General features: G+C 73.5%; 15 protein-coding genes. 5 read left to right on the top strand and 10 right to left on the bottom strand.

Features of this window, described 5'->3' with window-relative positions:
- Positions 1–59: 59 nt before the first annotated feature.
- A complete protein-coding gene (locus ACIA6C_RS30740; protein ID WP_361139969.1) occupies positions 60–1,340 on the top strand; it encodes a transposase in 1,281 nt (426 codons plus the stop codon).
- Complete coding sequence (locus ACIA6C_RS30735) at positions 1,340–2,500, top strand: XdhC family protein (protein ID WP_399280808.1); 1,161 nt, start codon at positions 1,340–1,342, stop codon at positions 2,498–2,500. The genes ACIA6C_RS30740 and ACIA6C_RS30735 overlap by 1 nt, the downstream gene beginning before the upstream one ends.
- 22 nt (positions 2,501–2,522) lie before the next feature.
- Here ACIA6C_RS30735 and ACIA6C_RS30730 read toward each other — a convergent pair whose 3' ends face one another.
- Together ACIA6C_RS30730 and ACIA6C_RS30725 are read right to left on the bottom strand one after the other, a co-directional pair.
- Positions 2,523–2,684 (bottom strand): hypothetical protein, encoded by a 162-nt coding sequence (locus tag ACIA6C_RS30730; RefSeq protein WP_399280806.1) that lies wholly within the window; start codon positions 2,682–2,684, stop codon positions 2,523–2,525.
- Between the two features lie 21 nt (positions 2,685–2,705).
- Positions 2,706–2,888, bottom strand: a complete 183-nt coding sequence (locus ACIA6C_RS30725) for a hypothetical protein (protein ID WP_399280804.1) — start codon at positions 2,886–2,888, stop codon at positions 2,706–2,708.
- Positions 2,889–3,148: 260 nt separating this feature from the next.
- Here ACIA6C_RS30725 and ACIA6C_RS30720 point away from each other — a divergent pair, with 260 nt between their 5' ends.
- Positions 3,149–4,591 carry a GuaB1 family IMP dehydrogenase-related protein gene (locus ACIA6C_RS30720; RefSeq protein WP_399280802.1) on the top strand — a complete coding sequence of 481 codons (1,443 nt, stop codon included), beginning with the start codon at positions 3,149–3,151 and terminating at the stop codon, positions 4,589–4,591.
- A 100-nt stretch (positions 4,592–4,691) separates the two neighbouring features.
- Here the strand turns inward: ACIA6C_RS30720 and ACIA6C_RS30715 are convergent, their stop codons facing one another.
- The 6 genes from ACIA6C_RS30715 to ACIA6C_RS30690 form a co-directional block, all read right to left on the bottom strand.
- Positions 4,692–5,939: a histidine kinase gene (locus ACIA6C_RS30715; RefSeq protein WP_399280800.1), complete on the bottom strand. Its 1,248-nt coding sequence runs from the start codon at positions 5,937–5,939 to the stop codon at positions 4,692–4,694.
- Complete coding sequence (locus ACIA6C_RS30710) at positions 5,936–7,672, bottom strand: cation acetate symporter (protein WP_399280798.1); 1,737 nt, start codon at positions 7,670–7,672, stop codon at positions 5,936–5,938. Before ACIA6C_RS30710 ends, ACIA6C_RS30715 begins: the two co-directional genes overlap by 4 nt.
- A 114-nt stretch (positions 7,673–7,786) precedes the next feature.
- The gene (locus ACIA6C_RS30705; protein ID WP_399280796.1) at positions 7,787–8,062 is read right to left on the bottom strand and encodes a hypothetical protein; all 276 of its coding nucleotides are present in this window, start codon (positions 8,060–8,062) and stop codon (positions 7,787–7,789) included.
- Positions 8,063–8,264: 202 nt separating this feature from the next.
- Positions 8,265–9,068 (bottom strand): LytR/AlgR family response regulator transcription factor, encoded by an 804-nt coding sequence (locus ACIA6C_RS30700; protein ID WP_399280794.1) that lies wholly within the window; start codon positions 9,066–9,068, stop codon positions 8,265–8,267.
- 147 nt (positions 9,069–9,215) lie between these two features.
- Positions 9,216–10,157, bottom strand: a complete 942-nt coding sequence (locus ACIA6C_RS30695; RefSeq protein WP_399280792.1) for an SCO0930 family lipoprotein — start codon at positions 10,155–10,157, stop codon at positions 9,216–9,218.
- 117 nt (positions 10,158–10,274) lie between these two features.
- Entirely contained in the window at positions 10,275–11,291 is a 1,017-nt protein-coding gene (locus tag ACIA6C_RS30690) for a GDSL-type esterase/lipase family protein (protein ID WP_399280790.1), read from the bottom strand.
- A gap of 368 nt (positions 11,292–11,659) precedes the next feature.
- On the opposite strand from ACIA6C_RS30690, the gene ACIA6C_RS30685 reads away from it, so the two are divergent.
- Together ACIA6C_RS30685 and ACIA6C_RS30680 are read left to right on the top strand one after the other, a co-directional pair.
- Complete coding sequence (locus tag ACIA6C_RS30685; protein WP_399280788.1) at positions 11,660–13,114, top strand: amino acid transporter; 1,455 nt, start codon at positions 11,660–11,662, stop codon at positions 13,112–13,114.
- Between the two features lie 10 nt (positions 13,115–13,124).
- Positions 13,125–13,580, top strand: coding sequence for an Lrp/AsnC family transcriptional regulator (locus ACIA6C_RS30680; protein ID WP_190187101.1), 456 nt, complete (start codon positions 13,125–13,127; stop codon positions 13,578–13,580).
- A 9-nt stretch (positions 13,581–13,589) separates the two neighbouring features.
- Here ACIA6C_RS30680 and ACIA6C_RS30675 read toward each other — a convergent pair whose 3' ends face one another.
- Complete coding sequence (locus ACIA6C_RS30675) at positions 13,590–13,892, bottom strand: WhiB family transcriptional regulator (RefSeq protein ID WP_366080775.1); 303 nt, start codon at positions 13,890–13,892, stop codon at positions 13,590–13,592.
- A gap of 253 nt (positions 13,893–14,145) precedes the next feature.
- Positions 14,146–14,892 carry a GNAT family N-acetyltransferase gene (locus ACIA6C_RS30670; RefSeq protein ID WP_399280785.1) on the bottom strand — a complete coding sequence of 249 codons (747 nt, stop codon included), beginning with the start codon at positions 14,890–14,892 and terminating at the stop codon, positions 14,146–14,148.
- Positions 14,893–15,092 lie beyond the last annotated feature (200 nt).

Here is a 15,092-nt window from a genome sequence, read left to right as displayed (position 1 = left end):
CGGCCGTTCTCCGCGGTCAAGTAGGGTATTGGATCTAGCTGGTCGCGGGGGAGGCCCAGATGGCTCGCGTAGTCCTGCCGGAGGATTCCGCACAGGAAATCTCCGAGTTGATCGACGTCCTGATCTCTTTGTTCTTCGAGTCATTACCCCGGCGGGACCAGCGAAACTGGGCCCGCGTATATCTCAACGGTCTCGTGCGGACCAACGGGAAGAAAACAATCCGCAACCTCGCCGGGACCGGGGCCAGTTCCGTCGAACAGAGCCTCCAGCAGTTCATCAGCAAGTCCCCGTGGGACTGGACGCCCGTACGCCGCTCCCTCGCCCAGCACATCGAACGCACCGCCCAGCGGCCGCTGGCCTGGGTGGTGCAGCCGATGGTCATCGAGAAGGCCGGCGACCGCTCCGTCGGCGTGGGCAGGCAGTTCGTCCCCCAGCTCGGCCGCACCGCCAACTGCCAGCAGGCCGGCGGCATCTGGCTGGCCTCCAGCGAGGCCAGCTTCCCGGTCGAATGGACCCTCACCCTCCCCGGACCCTGGACCAGCGAACTGCTGCGCCGGCGACGGGCCGGCATCCCCGACACGGCGCGCTCGCTCACCCCCGCACAGGACGCCGTGCACGCCGTCCAGCGCATGGCCGCCACCTGGCAGCTCCAGCGGCGCCCGGTGGTGATGGAGGTGTCCAACAGCGACCTCGCGCAGTGCATCGAGTCCTTCGCGCTCCAGGACATCCCCTTCGTCTTCAAGGTCGACGGCTCACTGCCCGTCTCCTTCGGCGGGTCCGGACGCCACAAGCCCGGACCGCACACGGCGCCCGCCAGGGAGCTCATCGACTCCCTGCGCTCCCAGCGCCGGGTCGTCGAATGGACCCGCCACGGCCGCGCCGAGGGCGCAGTGACCCTGCTGACCTCGGCCTCCATCCTCGCCACGCCCGGCGAGGACCGGCCCGCCCCCGCGCCGCCCACCCCGCTGCTGCTCGTCGGGGCGTGGACGGAGGCCGCACTGCTGCCGTCGGAGTTCTGGATCACCAACATCGGGGACCGGCCGCTCGCCCAGCTCTTCCTGCTGGCCAAGCTCACCGACCGGGTCTCCCTGGACTTCGCCGAGACCTGCGAACCCGTCGGGATCCGCGATTTCGAGGGCCGCTCCTTCCGCGGGTGGCACCACCACGCCACCCTCGCCAGCGTCGCCCACGCCGCCCGGCTGCTGGGCAGCGCCGGCACCCGCATCCCGGAATCCGCGGCCCTTCCCTACCAGGGCCCGGCCCGGCCCCGCCCGGCCGCCGTCCTGCCGCCCAGGCCGCTCATACCCGGGCAGGCCGCGCGCCGCCAGTACATACGCTGATGCTCGACATCGCGGGGGAACTGCGCACCTGGTGCGCCGAGCAGCGCGAGTTCGCGCTCGCCACCGTCGTCGCCGTCAGCGGGAGCGCGCCGCGCGGCCCCGGTGCCTCACTGGCCGTAGCCGCCGACGGCACCGCGCTCGGCTCCCTGTCCGGGGGCTGCGTCGAGTCCGCCGCCCACGAGCTGTGCCTGGAGGCGATCGCCACCGGGGAAGGGGGCGTCCACCGCTTCGGGTACAGCGACGACGACGCCTTCGCCGTAGGGCTGACCTGCGGCGGAGTCCTGGACGTCCTGATCACGCCGGTGCGCGGGCACGACCCCGTGCGCCCCGTCCTGCGCGCGGTGCTCGACCACGCCGAGGCTGGCCGGCGCACCGCGTTCGCCCGGGTGGTCACCGGGCCGCCCCGCCAGCTCGGCCGGGCGCTGGCCGTCCGGACCGACGGCTCCTACGAGGGCCACCTGGGCGGCGGCGGCCCCGACCTGGACCGGGCCGCCGCCGAACGGGTACGGGACCTGCTGCTCGCCGGGCGGACCGGCACCGTCGAGCTGGGCACGGCCGGTGGGCTGTGCGGGCAGCCCCTGACCCTCCTGGTCGAGTCGGCCGCAGAGCCGCCCCGGCTGATCGTCTACGGGGCCATCGACTTCGCCGCCGCCCTGGCGCGGCTCGGGGCCTTCCTGGGGCACCGGGTCACCGTCTGCGATGCCCGGGCCGTCTTCGCCACCCCGGCCCGTTTCCCCGGCGCCGACGAGGTCGTCGTGGAATGGCCGCACCGCCACCTCGCCGCCGAATGGGAGGCGGGCCGGCTCGACGCCCGTACCGCCGTCTGCGTCCTGACCCACGACGCGAAGTTCGACGTACCGCTGCTGTCCCTGGCCCTGCGGCTGCCGCTCGCGTACGTGGGGGCCATGGGGTCGCGGCGCACCCACACCGAGCGGGCCGCCCGGCTGCGGGAGGAGGGCCTGCCTGAGGCCGCGCTGGCCCGGCTGCGTTCACCCATCGGGCTGGACCTGGGCGGCGGCACCCCCGAGGAGACCGCCCTCGCCATCGCCGCCGAGTTCACCGCGGTCCGTCACGGCGCAAGCGTGACCCCGCTCGCCGACAGGACCGGCCCGGTCCACCGGTGGGTGCTCCCGGTGGGCGGGCCGGCGGGGCGCGGGTGAGGGGCCGGCGCGGGCCGGTCGGTCAGCCCGACCGGCCCTTGACGTGGTCGATCACCTGCTTGATCCCTTCACTGGGGGAGAAGTCGACGTAATCCGTGTCGGTGAGCGCCACCGGGACGTGACCCGCACCCCAGTAGAACGCCTGCCCTTCCTCGTAGACCGTCTCCCCGTCCGCGAAGCGCATCAGCAGCCGTCCCTTGAGGAGCTAGCCCCAGTGCGGGCACGGGCACATGTCGCCGGGCAGCCCGGTGAGCGCGGGGGCCATGTCCGTGCCCTCGGGCAGGTGGAAGAAGCCCACGCTCAGACCGCCGCCGATCTCCTCGACGCGGATGTCCAGGCCGCCGCCCTCCAGGGCTACGGGCGTCTCGTCGCGCTTCCTCGCGGGCATGGTTCCTCCCAGGTGGTCCGCCGGCGGGGGGCTGAACCTTTCCCGCTCTTCCGCTCGACTCCTTCGACTCTGCGCCGCCCGGACGCTCCGGTCGCGCCGGGCCGAGCGGGCCGATCCTGGAGGAAGGGACCAGCCGGTCCCTTATGTCCTGGAGGATCGGACCGGGCTGCATAAACACCGGGCCATGGGAGAATGAAGTACGTGCGTTTCCTCGGCTGACCCGTCGAGGGCCAACTCCGATCGACTGGGATGTTCAGCACGTGCGTTTCCTCAATGACCAGCAGCCGCCGTACGACCTGACGTACGACGACGTATTCATGGTGCCGAGCCGGTCCGCCGTCGGTTCCCGTCAGGGCGTCGACCTCTCCTCGCCCGACGGCACCGGCACCACCATTCCGCTCGTCGTGGCCAACATGACCGCCATCGCGGGACGCCGGATGGCCGAGACCGTCGCCCGCCGCGGCGGCATCGTCGTCATCCCGCAGGACATCCCGATCGAGGTCGTCACCGACGTCATCTCCTGGGTCAAGACCCGCCACCTCGTGCTGGACACCCCCATCACCCTGGCGCCCACCCAGACCGTCGCCGACGCCCTGTCCCTGCTGCCCAAGCGGGCCCACGGCGCCGGAGTCGTCGTCGACGCCGACAACCGGCCCGTCGGCGTCGTCACCGAGCACGACCTGAGCGGCGTGGACCGCTTCACCCAGCTCTCCGAGGTCATGTCGAAGGAGCTGCTGCTCATCGATGCCGACATCGACCCCCGCGAGGCCTTCAACAAGCTCGACGCCGGTCACCGCAAGCTGGCCCCGGCCGTCGATGAGGACGGCAGGCTCGTCGGCCTCCTCACCCGCAAGGGCGCGCTGCGCGCGACTCTGTACACCCCGGCGACCGACGCCAACGGCAAGCTGCGCATCGCCGCGGCCGTCGGCATCAACGGCGACTTCGTCGGCAAGGCCAAGCAGCTGCTCGACGCGGGCGTGGACACGCTCGTCATCGACACGGCCCACGGCCACCAGGAGTCGATGATCAACGCGATCAAGGCCGTGCGCGCGCTGGACCCGCAGGTCCCGATCGTGGCCGGCAACATCGTCGCCGCCGAGGGCGTCAGGGACCTGATCGACGCCGGCGCGGACATCATCAAGGTCGGTGTCGGCCCCGGCGCCATGTGCACCACCCGCATGATGACCGGCGTCGGCCGCCCGCAGTTCTCGGCGGTGCTGGAATGCGCCGCCGAGGCCAAGAAGTACGGCAAGCACGTCTGGGCCGACGGTGGCGTCCGCCACCCGCGCGACGTGGCGATGGCGCTGGCCGCCGGTGCGTCCAACGTGATGATCGGCTCCTGGTTCGCCGGGACGTACGAGTCCCCGGGCGACCTCCAGCAGTCCGCCGACGGTCGCTTCTACAAGGAGTCGTTCGGCATGGCGTCCGCGCGCGCCGTGCAGAACCGCACCTCGGAGGAGTCCGCCTACGACCGGGCGCGCAAGGGCCTGTTCGAGGAGGGCATCTCCACCTCGCGGATGTTCCTCGACCCGGCGCGGCCCGGCGTCGAGGACCTGATCGACTCGATCATCGCGGGCGTGCGGTCGTCCTGCACGTACGCGGGCGCGGGCTCCCTCGCGGAGTTCGAGGAGAAGGCCGTGGTCGGCGTCCAGTCGGCGGCCGGCTACGCGGAGGGCAAGCCCCTGCACGCCAGCTGGAGCTGACCCGCAACCACAGCCCGAGCCGACCCGTACCACCCCGTGGCCCCGCCCCCGTCCGCCCGGACGCGCGGCGGGGCCACGGGCATGCCCGGGCACGCCGCGCTCAGCCGCGGTGGCGCGGCTGTCCGGGGCCCGAAGGGTGGACGCCCGGACGGTACTTGGGGATCCGGACCGTGACCTTCATCCCGGCGCCGACCCCCGTCTCGATGACGAGCCCGTAGTCGTCCCCGTAAACCTGCCGCATCCGCTCGTCCACGTTCGGCAGCCCCACCCCGGACGAGGAACCCGTCCGCTCGCCGGCCAGGATGCGGCGCAGCAGGGCCGGATCCATCCCGACGCCGTTGTCCTCGATGGCCAGCACCGCCTCCGAACCGGCGTCCCGGGCGGCGATCGTGATCCGGCACCGGGAGGTGGAGTCCTCCAGCCCGTGCTTGACCGCGTTCTCGACCAGCGGCTGGAGGCACAGGAACGGCAGCGCCACGGGCAGCACCTCCGGCGCCACCTGCAAGGTCACCGTCAGGCGGTCGCCGAACCGTGCTCCGGCGAGGGCCAGGTACTGCTCGATGGAACGCAACTCTTCGGCGAGCGTGGTGAAATCGCCGTGCCGCCGGAACGAGTACCGGGTGAAGTCGGCGAACTCCAGCAGCAGGTCCCGCGCCCGCTCCGGATCGGTGCGCACGAACGAGGCGATCGCGGCGAGGGAGTTGAAGATGAAGTGCGGGGAGATCTGCGCCCGCAGCGCCTTGATCTCCGCCTCCATCAGCCGCGTCCGCGACCGGTCCAGTTCCGAAAGCTCCAGCTGGACCGACACCCAGCGGGCCACCTCCGTCGCGGCGCGCACCAGCACCGCCGATTCCCGCGAACCGTAGGCGACGAGCGCGCCCAGCACCCCGTCCTCACCCGTCAGCGGGGCGAACACCGCCCACTTGAGGGGGCAGTCGGGCCGCTGGCAGTCCGTACGCAGGCTCATGCTCCGCCCCGACTCCAGCATCCTCGCCACCCGGGCCATCGCCCGCCGCTCGTGGTGGTCTGCGCCCGGCCCGTCCCAGGCCAGCACCGCCTCCCGGTCCGTGAGGCACAGCGCCTCGGTACCGAGCAGCGACCGCAGCCGCCGCGCCGCCTTGCGGGCGGCGTCCTCCGTCAGCCCCGCCCGCAGCGGGGGAGCGGCCAGTGAAGCGGTGTGCAGGGTGTGGAAGGTGGCCCGCTCGACGGGGGTCCCCAGATGCAGCCCCGCGGCCCGCTCCCCGCGCCGGGCCTGCCACCTGCCGCCGGCCCAGCCGAGGGCCAGCAGGGCCGCCGCGCCGAGCAGGGCCACCGCCGCGGGCGCCGCCCCCGCCAGGGTCTGTGTCACCGCCCCGTCCACCGCGCGCCCCCGCTCCGGTCCCCGGTGACGTCCTCCGGCAGGTGCAGCCGGGCCAGCGTCGCCGCCGTCCCGGCCGGGACGCGGGAACGGGTGGCCAAGGACACCGCCACCATCGTCAGGAACCCCAGCGGGACCGACCACACCGCCGGCCACGCCAGCAGGGTGTGCGCCCAGCCCGCCGGCACGAGCCCGACCCGGGTCGCCACCACCGCCCCCAGCGCCGCCCCGCCACCGGTGACCAGCCCCGCCACCGCGCCCGGCGGGGTCAGCCCGCGCCACCAGATGCCCAGCACCAGCAGCGGGCAGAACGACGACGCCGACACCGCGAACGCCAGCCCCACCGCATCCGCCACCGGCACGTCCGCCGAAGCCACCGCCCCCACCAGCGGCACCAGCATCGCCACCACCACCGCGAACCGGAACGTCCGCACCCGCCGCCCCGGCAGCACGTCCTGGTGCAGCACCCCGGCCACCGCCATCGTCAGCCCCGACGCCGTGGACAAGAACGCCGCGAAGGCGCCCCCGGCCAGCAGCGCCCCCAGCAGCTCCCCGAGCAGGCCGCCCAGCATCCGCCCCGGCAGCACCAGCACCGCGGCGTCGGCGTCCCCCGTCAGGGCCAGCTCCGGCGCGTAGATCCGGCCCAGCGCCCCGTACACCGGCGGCAGCAGGTAGAACACCCCGACCAAGCCGAGCACCACCAGCGTGGTGCGGCGGGCGGTCCGCCCGTCCGGGCTGGTGTAGAACCGCACCGCGACGTGCGGCAGGCCCATCGTGCCGAGGAACGTGGCCAGGACCAGCCCGTACGTGGCGTACAGCCGGTGCCGGTTGCCGGACAGCGGCTCCGACCAGCTCGACACGCCCAGCCCCGCCTCCGCCCGGGCGTCGGGCACCACGCTGTCCGGGGTGAACCGGAGCAGCGCGTGGGCCCGTACGGTGTGCTGCCCGGCGGCCAGCGTCAGCGGCTCGGCCGCGTACGAACGGCCGTCCACCTGCCCGGTCACCGTCAGCGTGAGCGGCGCGCCCAGCATGATGCGCATGTCCTGGGCGGCGGTGACGGCGGTGTGCTCGCGGAACACCGCCGGGGCGTCGAACGCGGCACGCGGCGCCCCGTCCCCGGCCCAGGCGCCGATCAGGAAGAACGCGGGAACCAGCAGGGCGGTGAACTTGAGCCAGTACTGGAAGGCCTGCACGAAGGTGATGCTGCGCATCCCGCCGGCCCCCACGGCCGCCGTGACCACCGTCGCGACGACGACGCCCCCCACCCAGTGCGGGGCCCCGGTCAGGACCTTCAAGGTCAGCCCGGCCCCTTGCAGTTGGGGCAGCAGGTACAGCCAGCCGACGCCGACCACGAACAGCACCGCGATCCGCCGCACGGCCCGGGACTCCAGCCGGGCCTCGGCGAAGTCCGGCAGCGTGTACGCGCCCGAGCGCCGCAGCGGGGCCGCCACCAGCACCAGCAGCACCAGGTACCCGGCCGTGTACCCCACCGGGTACCAGAGCATCTCGGGCCCCTTCAGCAGCACGAGCCCGGCGATCCCGAGGAAGGAGGCGGCGGAGAGGTACTCGCCGCTGATGGCCGCCGCGTTGAGGCGGGGGCCGACGGTGCGCGAAGCCACGTAGAAGTCCGAGGTGGTCCGGGATATGCGCAGACCCAGCGCGCCGACCAGCACGGTGACCAGGACGACGACGGTGACCGCGGTCAGCGCGTACGTCTGGTTCACCGGCGCGTCCTTCGGCAGGCAGAGGGGTCCGGCGAGTGTACGCAGCGCCCCGCGCCGGGCGACAGACGCGATCAGGCTCGAAGGTGGCCGAACGGCGCCCGTGAGGCGGCTGTTTCAGACGGCCGGGTCGCGGTGCTCCGCGCAGTCCCGCAGGGCGATCTCCAGCTCGACGTACGACTCCTCGGCCCGCCGGAAGGCGAGCGTCAGCGCCGCCTCCGCACGCGGCGGCAACTGCCGCCGGGCGCCGTCCTGGACCTCGTAGAGCACGTCGGCCCAGTGCGCCGCCACGCTGCGCAGCCGGGCGAGCAGGGCCTCGGCCTCGACGGGGCCGGCGGGCCGGATCCGGGGCAGTCCGGTGAGCGCGTCCAGCAGCGCCTGGATGTCGGACATGTGCGGGGCTCCTCCCGAACCGGAAGATCCACGATACGCGCGGGCCGCCCGGACGGTGGGGGCGCCGTCCACCGCTGCGGCCGACGGGCCCGGCGCGTCGCCGTACGCCCGTCCCGGCGCGACGAACGGCGTCCGGCGCGCGCCGGACGGTCGCCGGACGCCGTACACCGCAGGCCGGGCGGCGCGGCGCCCGGGCCTTGCGTCAGCCGGTCGCGTGCCGCATCAGGAGGTCCCGCAGCTCCCGCGAGTGGCGGCGGCTGACCTGGAGCTCCGCCGACCCCACGCGGACGCTGGTGGTGCCCCCGTCGAGCCGCAGCTCGTCGATCCGGCCGAGAGCCACCAGGTGCCGCCGGTGGATCCGGACGAAGCCGCGCGCCGCCCAGCGTTCCTCCAGCGTCGACAGCGGGATCCGCACCAGGTGGCTGCCGTCGTCGGTGTGCAGCCGGGCGTAGTCGCCCTGGGCCTCGACGTACGCGATGTCGGCGATCGCCACGAAGCGGGTCACCCCGCCCAGTTCGACGGCGATCTGCTCGGTGGTCCGGTCGGCGGGCGGGACCTCGGGGACCGGCGTGCGCTGCGCGGGTACGGCCGGGTCCGCCGCGGGTTCCGCGGGCCTGTCCAGTTGGGCGCACGCCCGGCGGACGGCTTCCGCCAGCCGCTCCGGGCGCACCGGCTTGAGCACGTAGTCCACCGCCTTCAAGTCGAAGGCCTGGACGGCGAAACCCTCGTGGGCGGTGACGAACACGACCAGCGGCGGACGGGCGAACCCGGCCAGCAGCCGGGCGATGTCCAGTCCGGTCAGCCCGGCCATGTGGATGTCGAGGAAGACCACGTCGATGCCGCCGGGGCCGTCCGGCCCGCTCTCCAGGGCCCGCGTGATCCGGCGCAGGGCCTCCGTGGCGTCCGAGGCACCCACGGCGCTGCTCACCCGCGCGTCGGAGCGCAGCAGGTACAGGAGTTCCTCGAGCAGGGGCTTCTCGTCGTCGACGGCGAGTACGCGCAGCATGGAGCCGAGTCTAAGGGCTGTCCCGGCGCGGATCACGGGACAGACCTCAAGGGCTCTCCCGCTGTCCAGGGCGGACACGGGTGCGCGGCCCCGGCCCTCGGGGGGAGGGGAGGACGGGGGCCGCGCGGTCAGGTGGTCCGCCGCGGTCTACTGAGCCGTGATGAGCTTGCCGTCGGGGGCGACCGCGTACCAGGTGCCGCCCACGCCCTGGCCGTTGGTGTCGCCGGCCTTCTTGTCGCCGGTGAAGGTGTAGACGGGCCAGCAGTTCACCGTCTGCTGCTTCTTGCCGTCGGGACGGTCCAGCACCAGGAAGTTCTTCTCGACGATCCCCTTGGCGTTCGCCTTGTCCACCGGCGGCACCACCGGCCACTTGGCCACGCAGTCGCCCTCGCACTGGGAGACCATCGGCCAGGCGGTGTCCGGCTTGAACCGGTAGACCGTCATCCCGTTGCCGTCGACGACGTGCTCACCGAGCGCCGGGTCCTTGGCCACGGTCAGCGCGCCGGCCGCCTGGCCGGCGCCGGCGGGCGCGGCGGCCTGCTTCGCGGCCTTCTTGCCGTCCGGCGCCGCGGCGAACCAGGTGCCGCCCACGCCCTGGCCGTTGGTGTCGCCCGCCTTGGTGTCCTTGGCGAACCGGTACACCGGCCAGCCCGCCACCGTCAGCTGCTTGCTCCCGTCGGTGCGCACCACCTCGCCGAGCAACCCGGCGTCCATGCCGGCGGCGGCCGTGGCGTCGCCGGCCGCGACCGCCGGCCACGCCTTGGCGCAGTCGCCGTCGCAGTTCGACTTGGGCGGCTTGGCGGTGTCCTTGTCGAAGCGGTAGAGGGTGAAGCCGGCGCTGTCGGTGAGCACCGGGCCCAGCTGCGCGTCGGCCGAGATCGCCAGCTGTCCGGCGCCCTTCGCGCCGGAGGCGCCGGCGGCGCCGGCCGCCGCCGGGCCGGCTCCGTAGGTGTCCGAAGCGGGAGCCTCGGCAGCGGCGGCGGCCGGAGCGGCGCTGCCAGCCGCCTTGTCGTCGCCGCCGCACGCGGTCGCCGTCAGGGTGACGGCGACCGCGATCGCGGCCAGGGAAGTTCCGCGCTTGATACCCATGGTGATCTCTCCCACGTGTGGTGTCCGCCGGGTCCGTCGCCGGAGCGTCGGCTACGTGTGCAGGACACGTCGTGGGGGCGGCGCCCTGTTCAGCCGGGGCGGTGTGTCCTCTTTCACCTATCCCGCGTCGAACCCGGTCCGCCGCAGGGCCGTGGCCACAGCGAGGCCCAGGGTCCGGTGCCCCTCGTCATTGGGGTGCAGCCCGTCCGCGAGGTGCTCGGGTCCGAGCAGGTCCCGGCCCGGGAGCAGGGCCAGGCGGCCGTCCCCGGCGCTGATCCGGTCGCGGACGGCGCGCTCCATGGCGTCGCGCAGGGCGCCCAGGGTGGCGCCGAGCCGGTTCGGGGTGCGCTCCGCCTCGGGGCGCAGTACGGGGGACAGGAGCAGCAGCGGGGTCTGCGGGTGGCCCTGCCGCACGAGGTCGAGGAACGCGCGCGTGGTCTCGTAGAGCATCGGCGCCGAGAAGGGCACCCGGGACCAGCAGTTGGTGCCGAAGGCGAGGGTCAGGGCGTCGGCGGGGAGCCGCGCGAGTTGTTCGGCGGTGGCCAGTTCCCCCCGCGCGGCGCCCGCGTACCCCAGGTTGACGGTGTCCCAGCCGAGTTCCCGGCCGGCGACGGCCGCCCAGCCGTGGGCGGGGCGGGTGGACCACCAGCCCTCGGTGATGGAGTCGCCGTGCACCACCCAGCGCGGGGCCCGCGGGGCGGGGGCCAGGGGGCCGCCGATCCCGCGCAGGCCGACTATCAGCGGCGACTGGGCCTCCGGCGGGTGGACGGTGAACGGTCCGTCGCCGCCGGGCAGGCCGATCCTGACGACGGCCTCCGCGGCCGGCTCGGCGCACACCTCGTGGACCACCCCGTGCCGGTCCCACAGGGCGAAGACGTGTGAGATGTCGCGCAGTGCGTCGGTGGGGCCGGGCACGGTGGCCCGGTAGCGGATCTCCACCGCGCGGGCCTGCCCGGGGGTGAACTCCAGCCGGACCCCGATGGGCAGCGCGGCGCGCTCGCCGGTGTCCCAGGGCAGCCGCATGGTGTCCGCCGGGTCCGCGCGCACGGGCCGGCCCTCGTCCAGCCAGGCGACCCCGCGCAGGAAGGGGCCCGGGTCCTGCCACGCGTCGTCCGCGCCGCTCACTGCTCTCACGCATCGCCTCCGTCGTCGGGTGCGGGAACCGCTTCGATTCGTACCCCGCCCGGAGGGCTTCGACCGTCGTGCGGCCGAACCCGTGGAAATGGGGCGCCGAGGCGGTCTGCGCAGTGATCGATCGTCCGCGCGCAACAAAGGACCATCTGGGACAGATCCGCGCAACGATCGTGCGGCAATGTGCAAGGATGGTGCATTACGGGCGGTATCACTCAGCTCGTAGGCTCACTCGCTGTACGTGGAGTGGCGCGGACCGCCTGCTCGGCGGTCCCCCATGCCCAGGCAGGCTCCTGCTCGCCTGTTCCTGCTCCGGACCGCTGCGGTCGACGCCTGAGAGTCCCCATCCGCAGTGTCAAAGGAGTCCTTTCGTGCTCGAAACCGGCCAGGCGCCACCGCTCACGTCCGAGCCCAGCAAGCCTGCCCATCCTTTGCTGCGCCGCAAGCCGGTCGAGCAGCTGGTCGCCGAGGGCGGCCAGGGTGAGGGCGGATCGCTGCGCCGCTCGCTCACCATGTGGCAGCTGACGATGATCAGCATCGGCGCCACCCTGGGCACCGGCATCTTCGTCGTCCTCGGCGAGGCAGCCCCCAAGGCCGGCCCGGCCGTGACGATCTCCTTCGTCATCGCGGGCCTGACCGCGCTGTTCTCGGCCCTGTCCTACGCCGAGCTGGCCGGATCCGTCCCGGTGTCGGGATCCTCGTACTCGTACTCCTACGCCACCATGGGCGAGTTCGTCGCCTGGATCTGCGGCTGGTGCCTGGTCCTGGAGTACGCGGTGTCCGTCGCGGCGGTCGCCGTCGGCTGGGGCCAGTACCTCAACGAGCTGCTCGACGGGACCATAGGCGTCACCCTCCCCGAGAAGCTCGCCGCCCCGATGGGCGAGGGCGGCTGGATCAACCTGCCCGCGCTGGTCGTGGTGCTGCTCGCGATGGTCTTCCTGATGCGCGGCGCCAAGGAGAGCGCCACCATCAACTCGATCATGGTCGGCGTGAAGATCGTGACGCTCGTGCTCTTCATCGGCATCGGCGTCATGGGCATCAAGTCCGGCAACTACACCCCGCTGGCCCCGCTCGGGGTCACCGGCATCAGCGCCGCGGCCTCCACGCTCTTCTTCTCCTACATCGGCTTCGACGCCGCCTCCACCGCCGGTGAGGAAGCCAAGAACCCGAAGAAGGACCTGCCGCGCGCGATCATGCTCTCGCTGGGCATCGTCACGATCCTCTACGTCCTCGTCGCCTTCGTCGCCGTCGGCGCCATGCCCTGGCAGGACTTCGCGGGCACCGAAGCCGCGCTCGCCCAGATCATGACCAACGTCACCGGCACCAGCGTCTGGGGCGTCGTCCTCGCCGCCGGCGCGGTCGTCGCGATCGCCTCCGTCGTCTTCGCCGTGCTCTACGGCCAGACCCGCATCCTCTTCGCGATGTCCCGCGACGGCCTCGTCCCGAAGATCTTCGCCAAGGTCGACGCCAAGACCGGCGCCCCCCGCGCCAACGTGGTGATCGTCTCGCTGTTCTGTGGCGCGCTCGCCGCCTTCATCCCGCTCGGCGAGCTGGCGAACGCCACCAGCATCGGCACGCTCTTCGCCTTCGCCCTGGTCAACGTCGCCGTCGTCATCCTGCGCCGCACCAAGCCCGACATGCCGCGCACCTTCAAGGTGGCGCTGTTCCCGGTGACGCCGATCCTCGGCTTCCTCGCCTGCGCCTACATGATGTACAGCCTGCCGGGCGCCACGTGGGTCGCGTTCGGTGTCTGGATGGCCGTCGGCCTCGTGGTCTACTTCCTGTACGGCATCCGCCGTTCCCGATTGGCCACAGCAGAGAAGTGATCCACCCGCAGTGCGACTGAACGATCTCGACGAACGCATCGTGCACGCCCTCGCCGAGGACGCCCGCCGCTCCTACGCGGACATCGGCTCCGAGGTCGGGCTCTCCGCCCCCGCCGTCAAGCGGCGCGTGGACCGGCTGCGCTCGGAAGGGGCCATCACCGGCTTCACCGTCCGCGTGGACCCGGCCGCCATGGGCTGGGAGACCGAGGGCTTCATCGAGATCTACTGTCGCCACAACACCTCGCCGGACGACATCCGGCGGGGCCTGGAGCGGTACCCCGAGGTGGTGTCCGCGTCGACCGTCACCGGCGACGCGGACGCCCTCGTCCAGATCTTCGCCTCCGACATGCGCCACTTCGAGCGGGTCCTGGAGCGCATCGCGGGCGAGCCGTTCGTGGAGCGCACCAAGTCGGTCCTGGTCCTCTCCCCGCTGCTGCGCCGCTTCACCTCCGGCGCCCCGGCCTAGGCCCGGGGCTCAGGCCGACTGCTTGACGCGGGCCGGCGTGCGGTCGTCCAGCAGGGCCCGGCGCTCCTCCTCGGTGAGGCCGCCCCACACGCCGAACGGCTCGCGGGTCGTCAGCGCGTGCTCCAGGCAGGCCGCGCGCACAGGGCATCCGGCGCAGACGCGCTTGGCCGCCTCGTCCCGGACCTCGCGGTCCTCGCCCCGCTCACCGGCGGGGTGGAAGAACCGGCCGGAACCGAGGTCCCGACAGGCGGCGCGGGCCTGCCACTGCCAGTAGTGGTGGGCGGAACCCGGCAGGCGGGAGACGTCGGACATGGCGGTTCCTTTCCGTGGGAAGTCGTCGGTACCAGCGCGTGTGACCCTTCCCCGCGCACTGAAACCCCTTCTCCCGTACGGGAATCCCCGCCTTTCCGCTCACCGGGGGCCGGCCCGCGCCCGCCCGGGGTGCCAGGGGCGGGGGGTGGGGCGGGCGCCCCGCCCGCAGCGTGCCCACCGCCACCCCCCTGTTCATCACTCAACCCGCCGCCGACGCTACGGGAGGCGCCGGCCGCACTCAATGAACCCCGTGTTAACGCCTCTTTTCGGCATCCCGGGCCGCGTCCGGCCCGGCGCCCGGGGTGCGCAGCCCGATGAACACCGGCTCGCGGCGCAGGATGAACCCCATCGACCGGTACAGCCGGATCGCGCCGGTGTTCGAGGCGGCCGCGTGCAGGAAGGGGACGTCCCCGCGCTCGCGCACGGCGGCGGCCACCGCGCGGACCAGCCGCCCGGCCAGGCCCTCGCCCCGGTGGCCGGGACGGGTGCACACCGCGCTGATCTCCGACCAGCCCGGCGGCCGCATCCGCTCTCCGGCCATCGCGACCAGCCGGCCCCCGCGCCGGATCCCGAGGTACGTGCCCAGCTCCACGGTGCGCGCGGCGAAGGGGCCCGGCTCGGTGAGGCGCACCAGCTCCAGCATCTCCGGCACGTCGGCCGGCCCCAGCCGGACGGCCTCCGGGTCGGCCTCGGCCCGCACCTCGCGCCCGTCGAGCTGCACGCCCGGGATGCAGCGCAGCGTCCGCCACCCCTCGGGCGGCGTCGGCAGGCCGGTGAGCCACACCTCCCGGCCCGGTCCGACCAGCGACGCGAGGTCCGCCCAGGACCGCGGGTCCGCCGGGTCGGCGAGGGCGGCGAAGGGGTTGGCGTCGGGCAGGTAACGCGCCGCTCGGCCGGCCACCTCGGCGAAGTCCCGGTGCGTGCCGGTCAGCGCGGCCCAGACCGGGTTGTCGAGGGGGTGGGTGCCGGTGGCGGTGAGGGTGTCCGGATCGGGGGACATGGGATGCGGGATCCTTCGGGTCGGGGACGGCCGAGGTCGTCAGCGTCCGCGCGGAGCGGTTTATGCCCGGCCGGCCAGGGGCTCGTCACCGTCCGCTGCCCGCCCCCGCGTACCCTCGTACGTGGACCGCCGGCCGCGGGGGAGCACGGCCCGTGAACGCCCCGCGCAACGAATCTCCGTACCGGCTGCGAAACACGCAA

Origin of the sequence: Streptomyces sp. NPDC051578 (assembly GCF_044454045.1) — a bacterium.
In the GTDB taxonomy this organism is placed as follows: Bacteria; Actinomycetota; Actinomycetes; order Streptomycetales; family Streptomycetaceae; genus Streptomyces.
The sequence above is the reverse complement of the archived record's forward strand: the minus strand, read 5'-3'. Positions and strand labels throughout refer to the sequence as shown.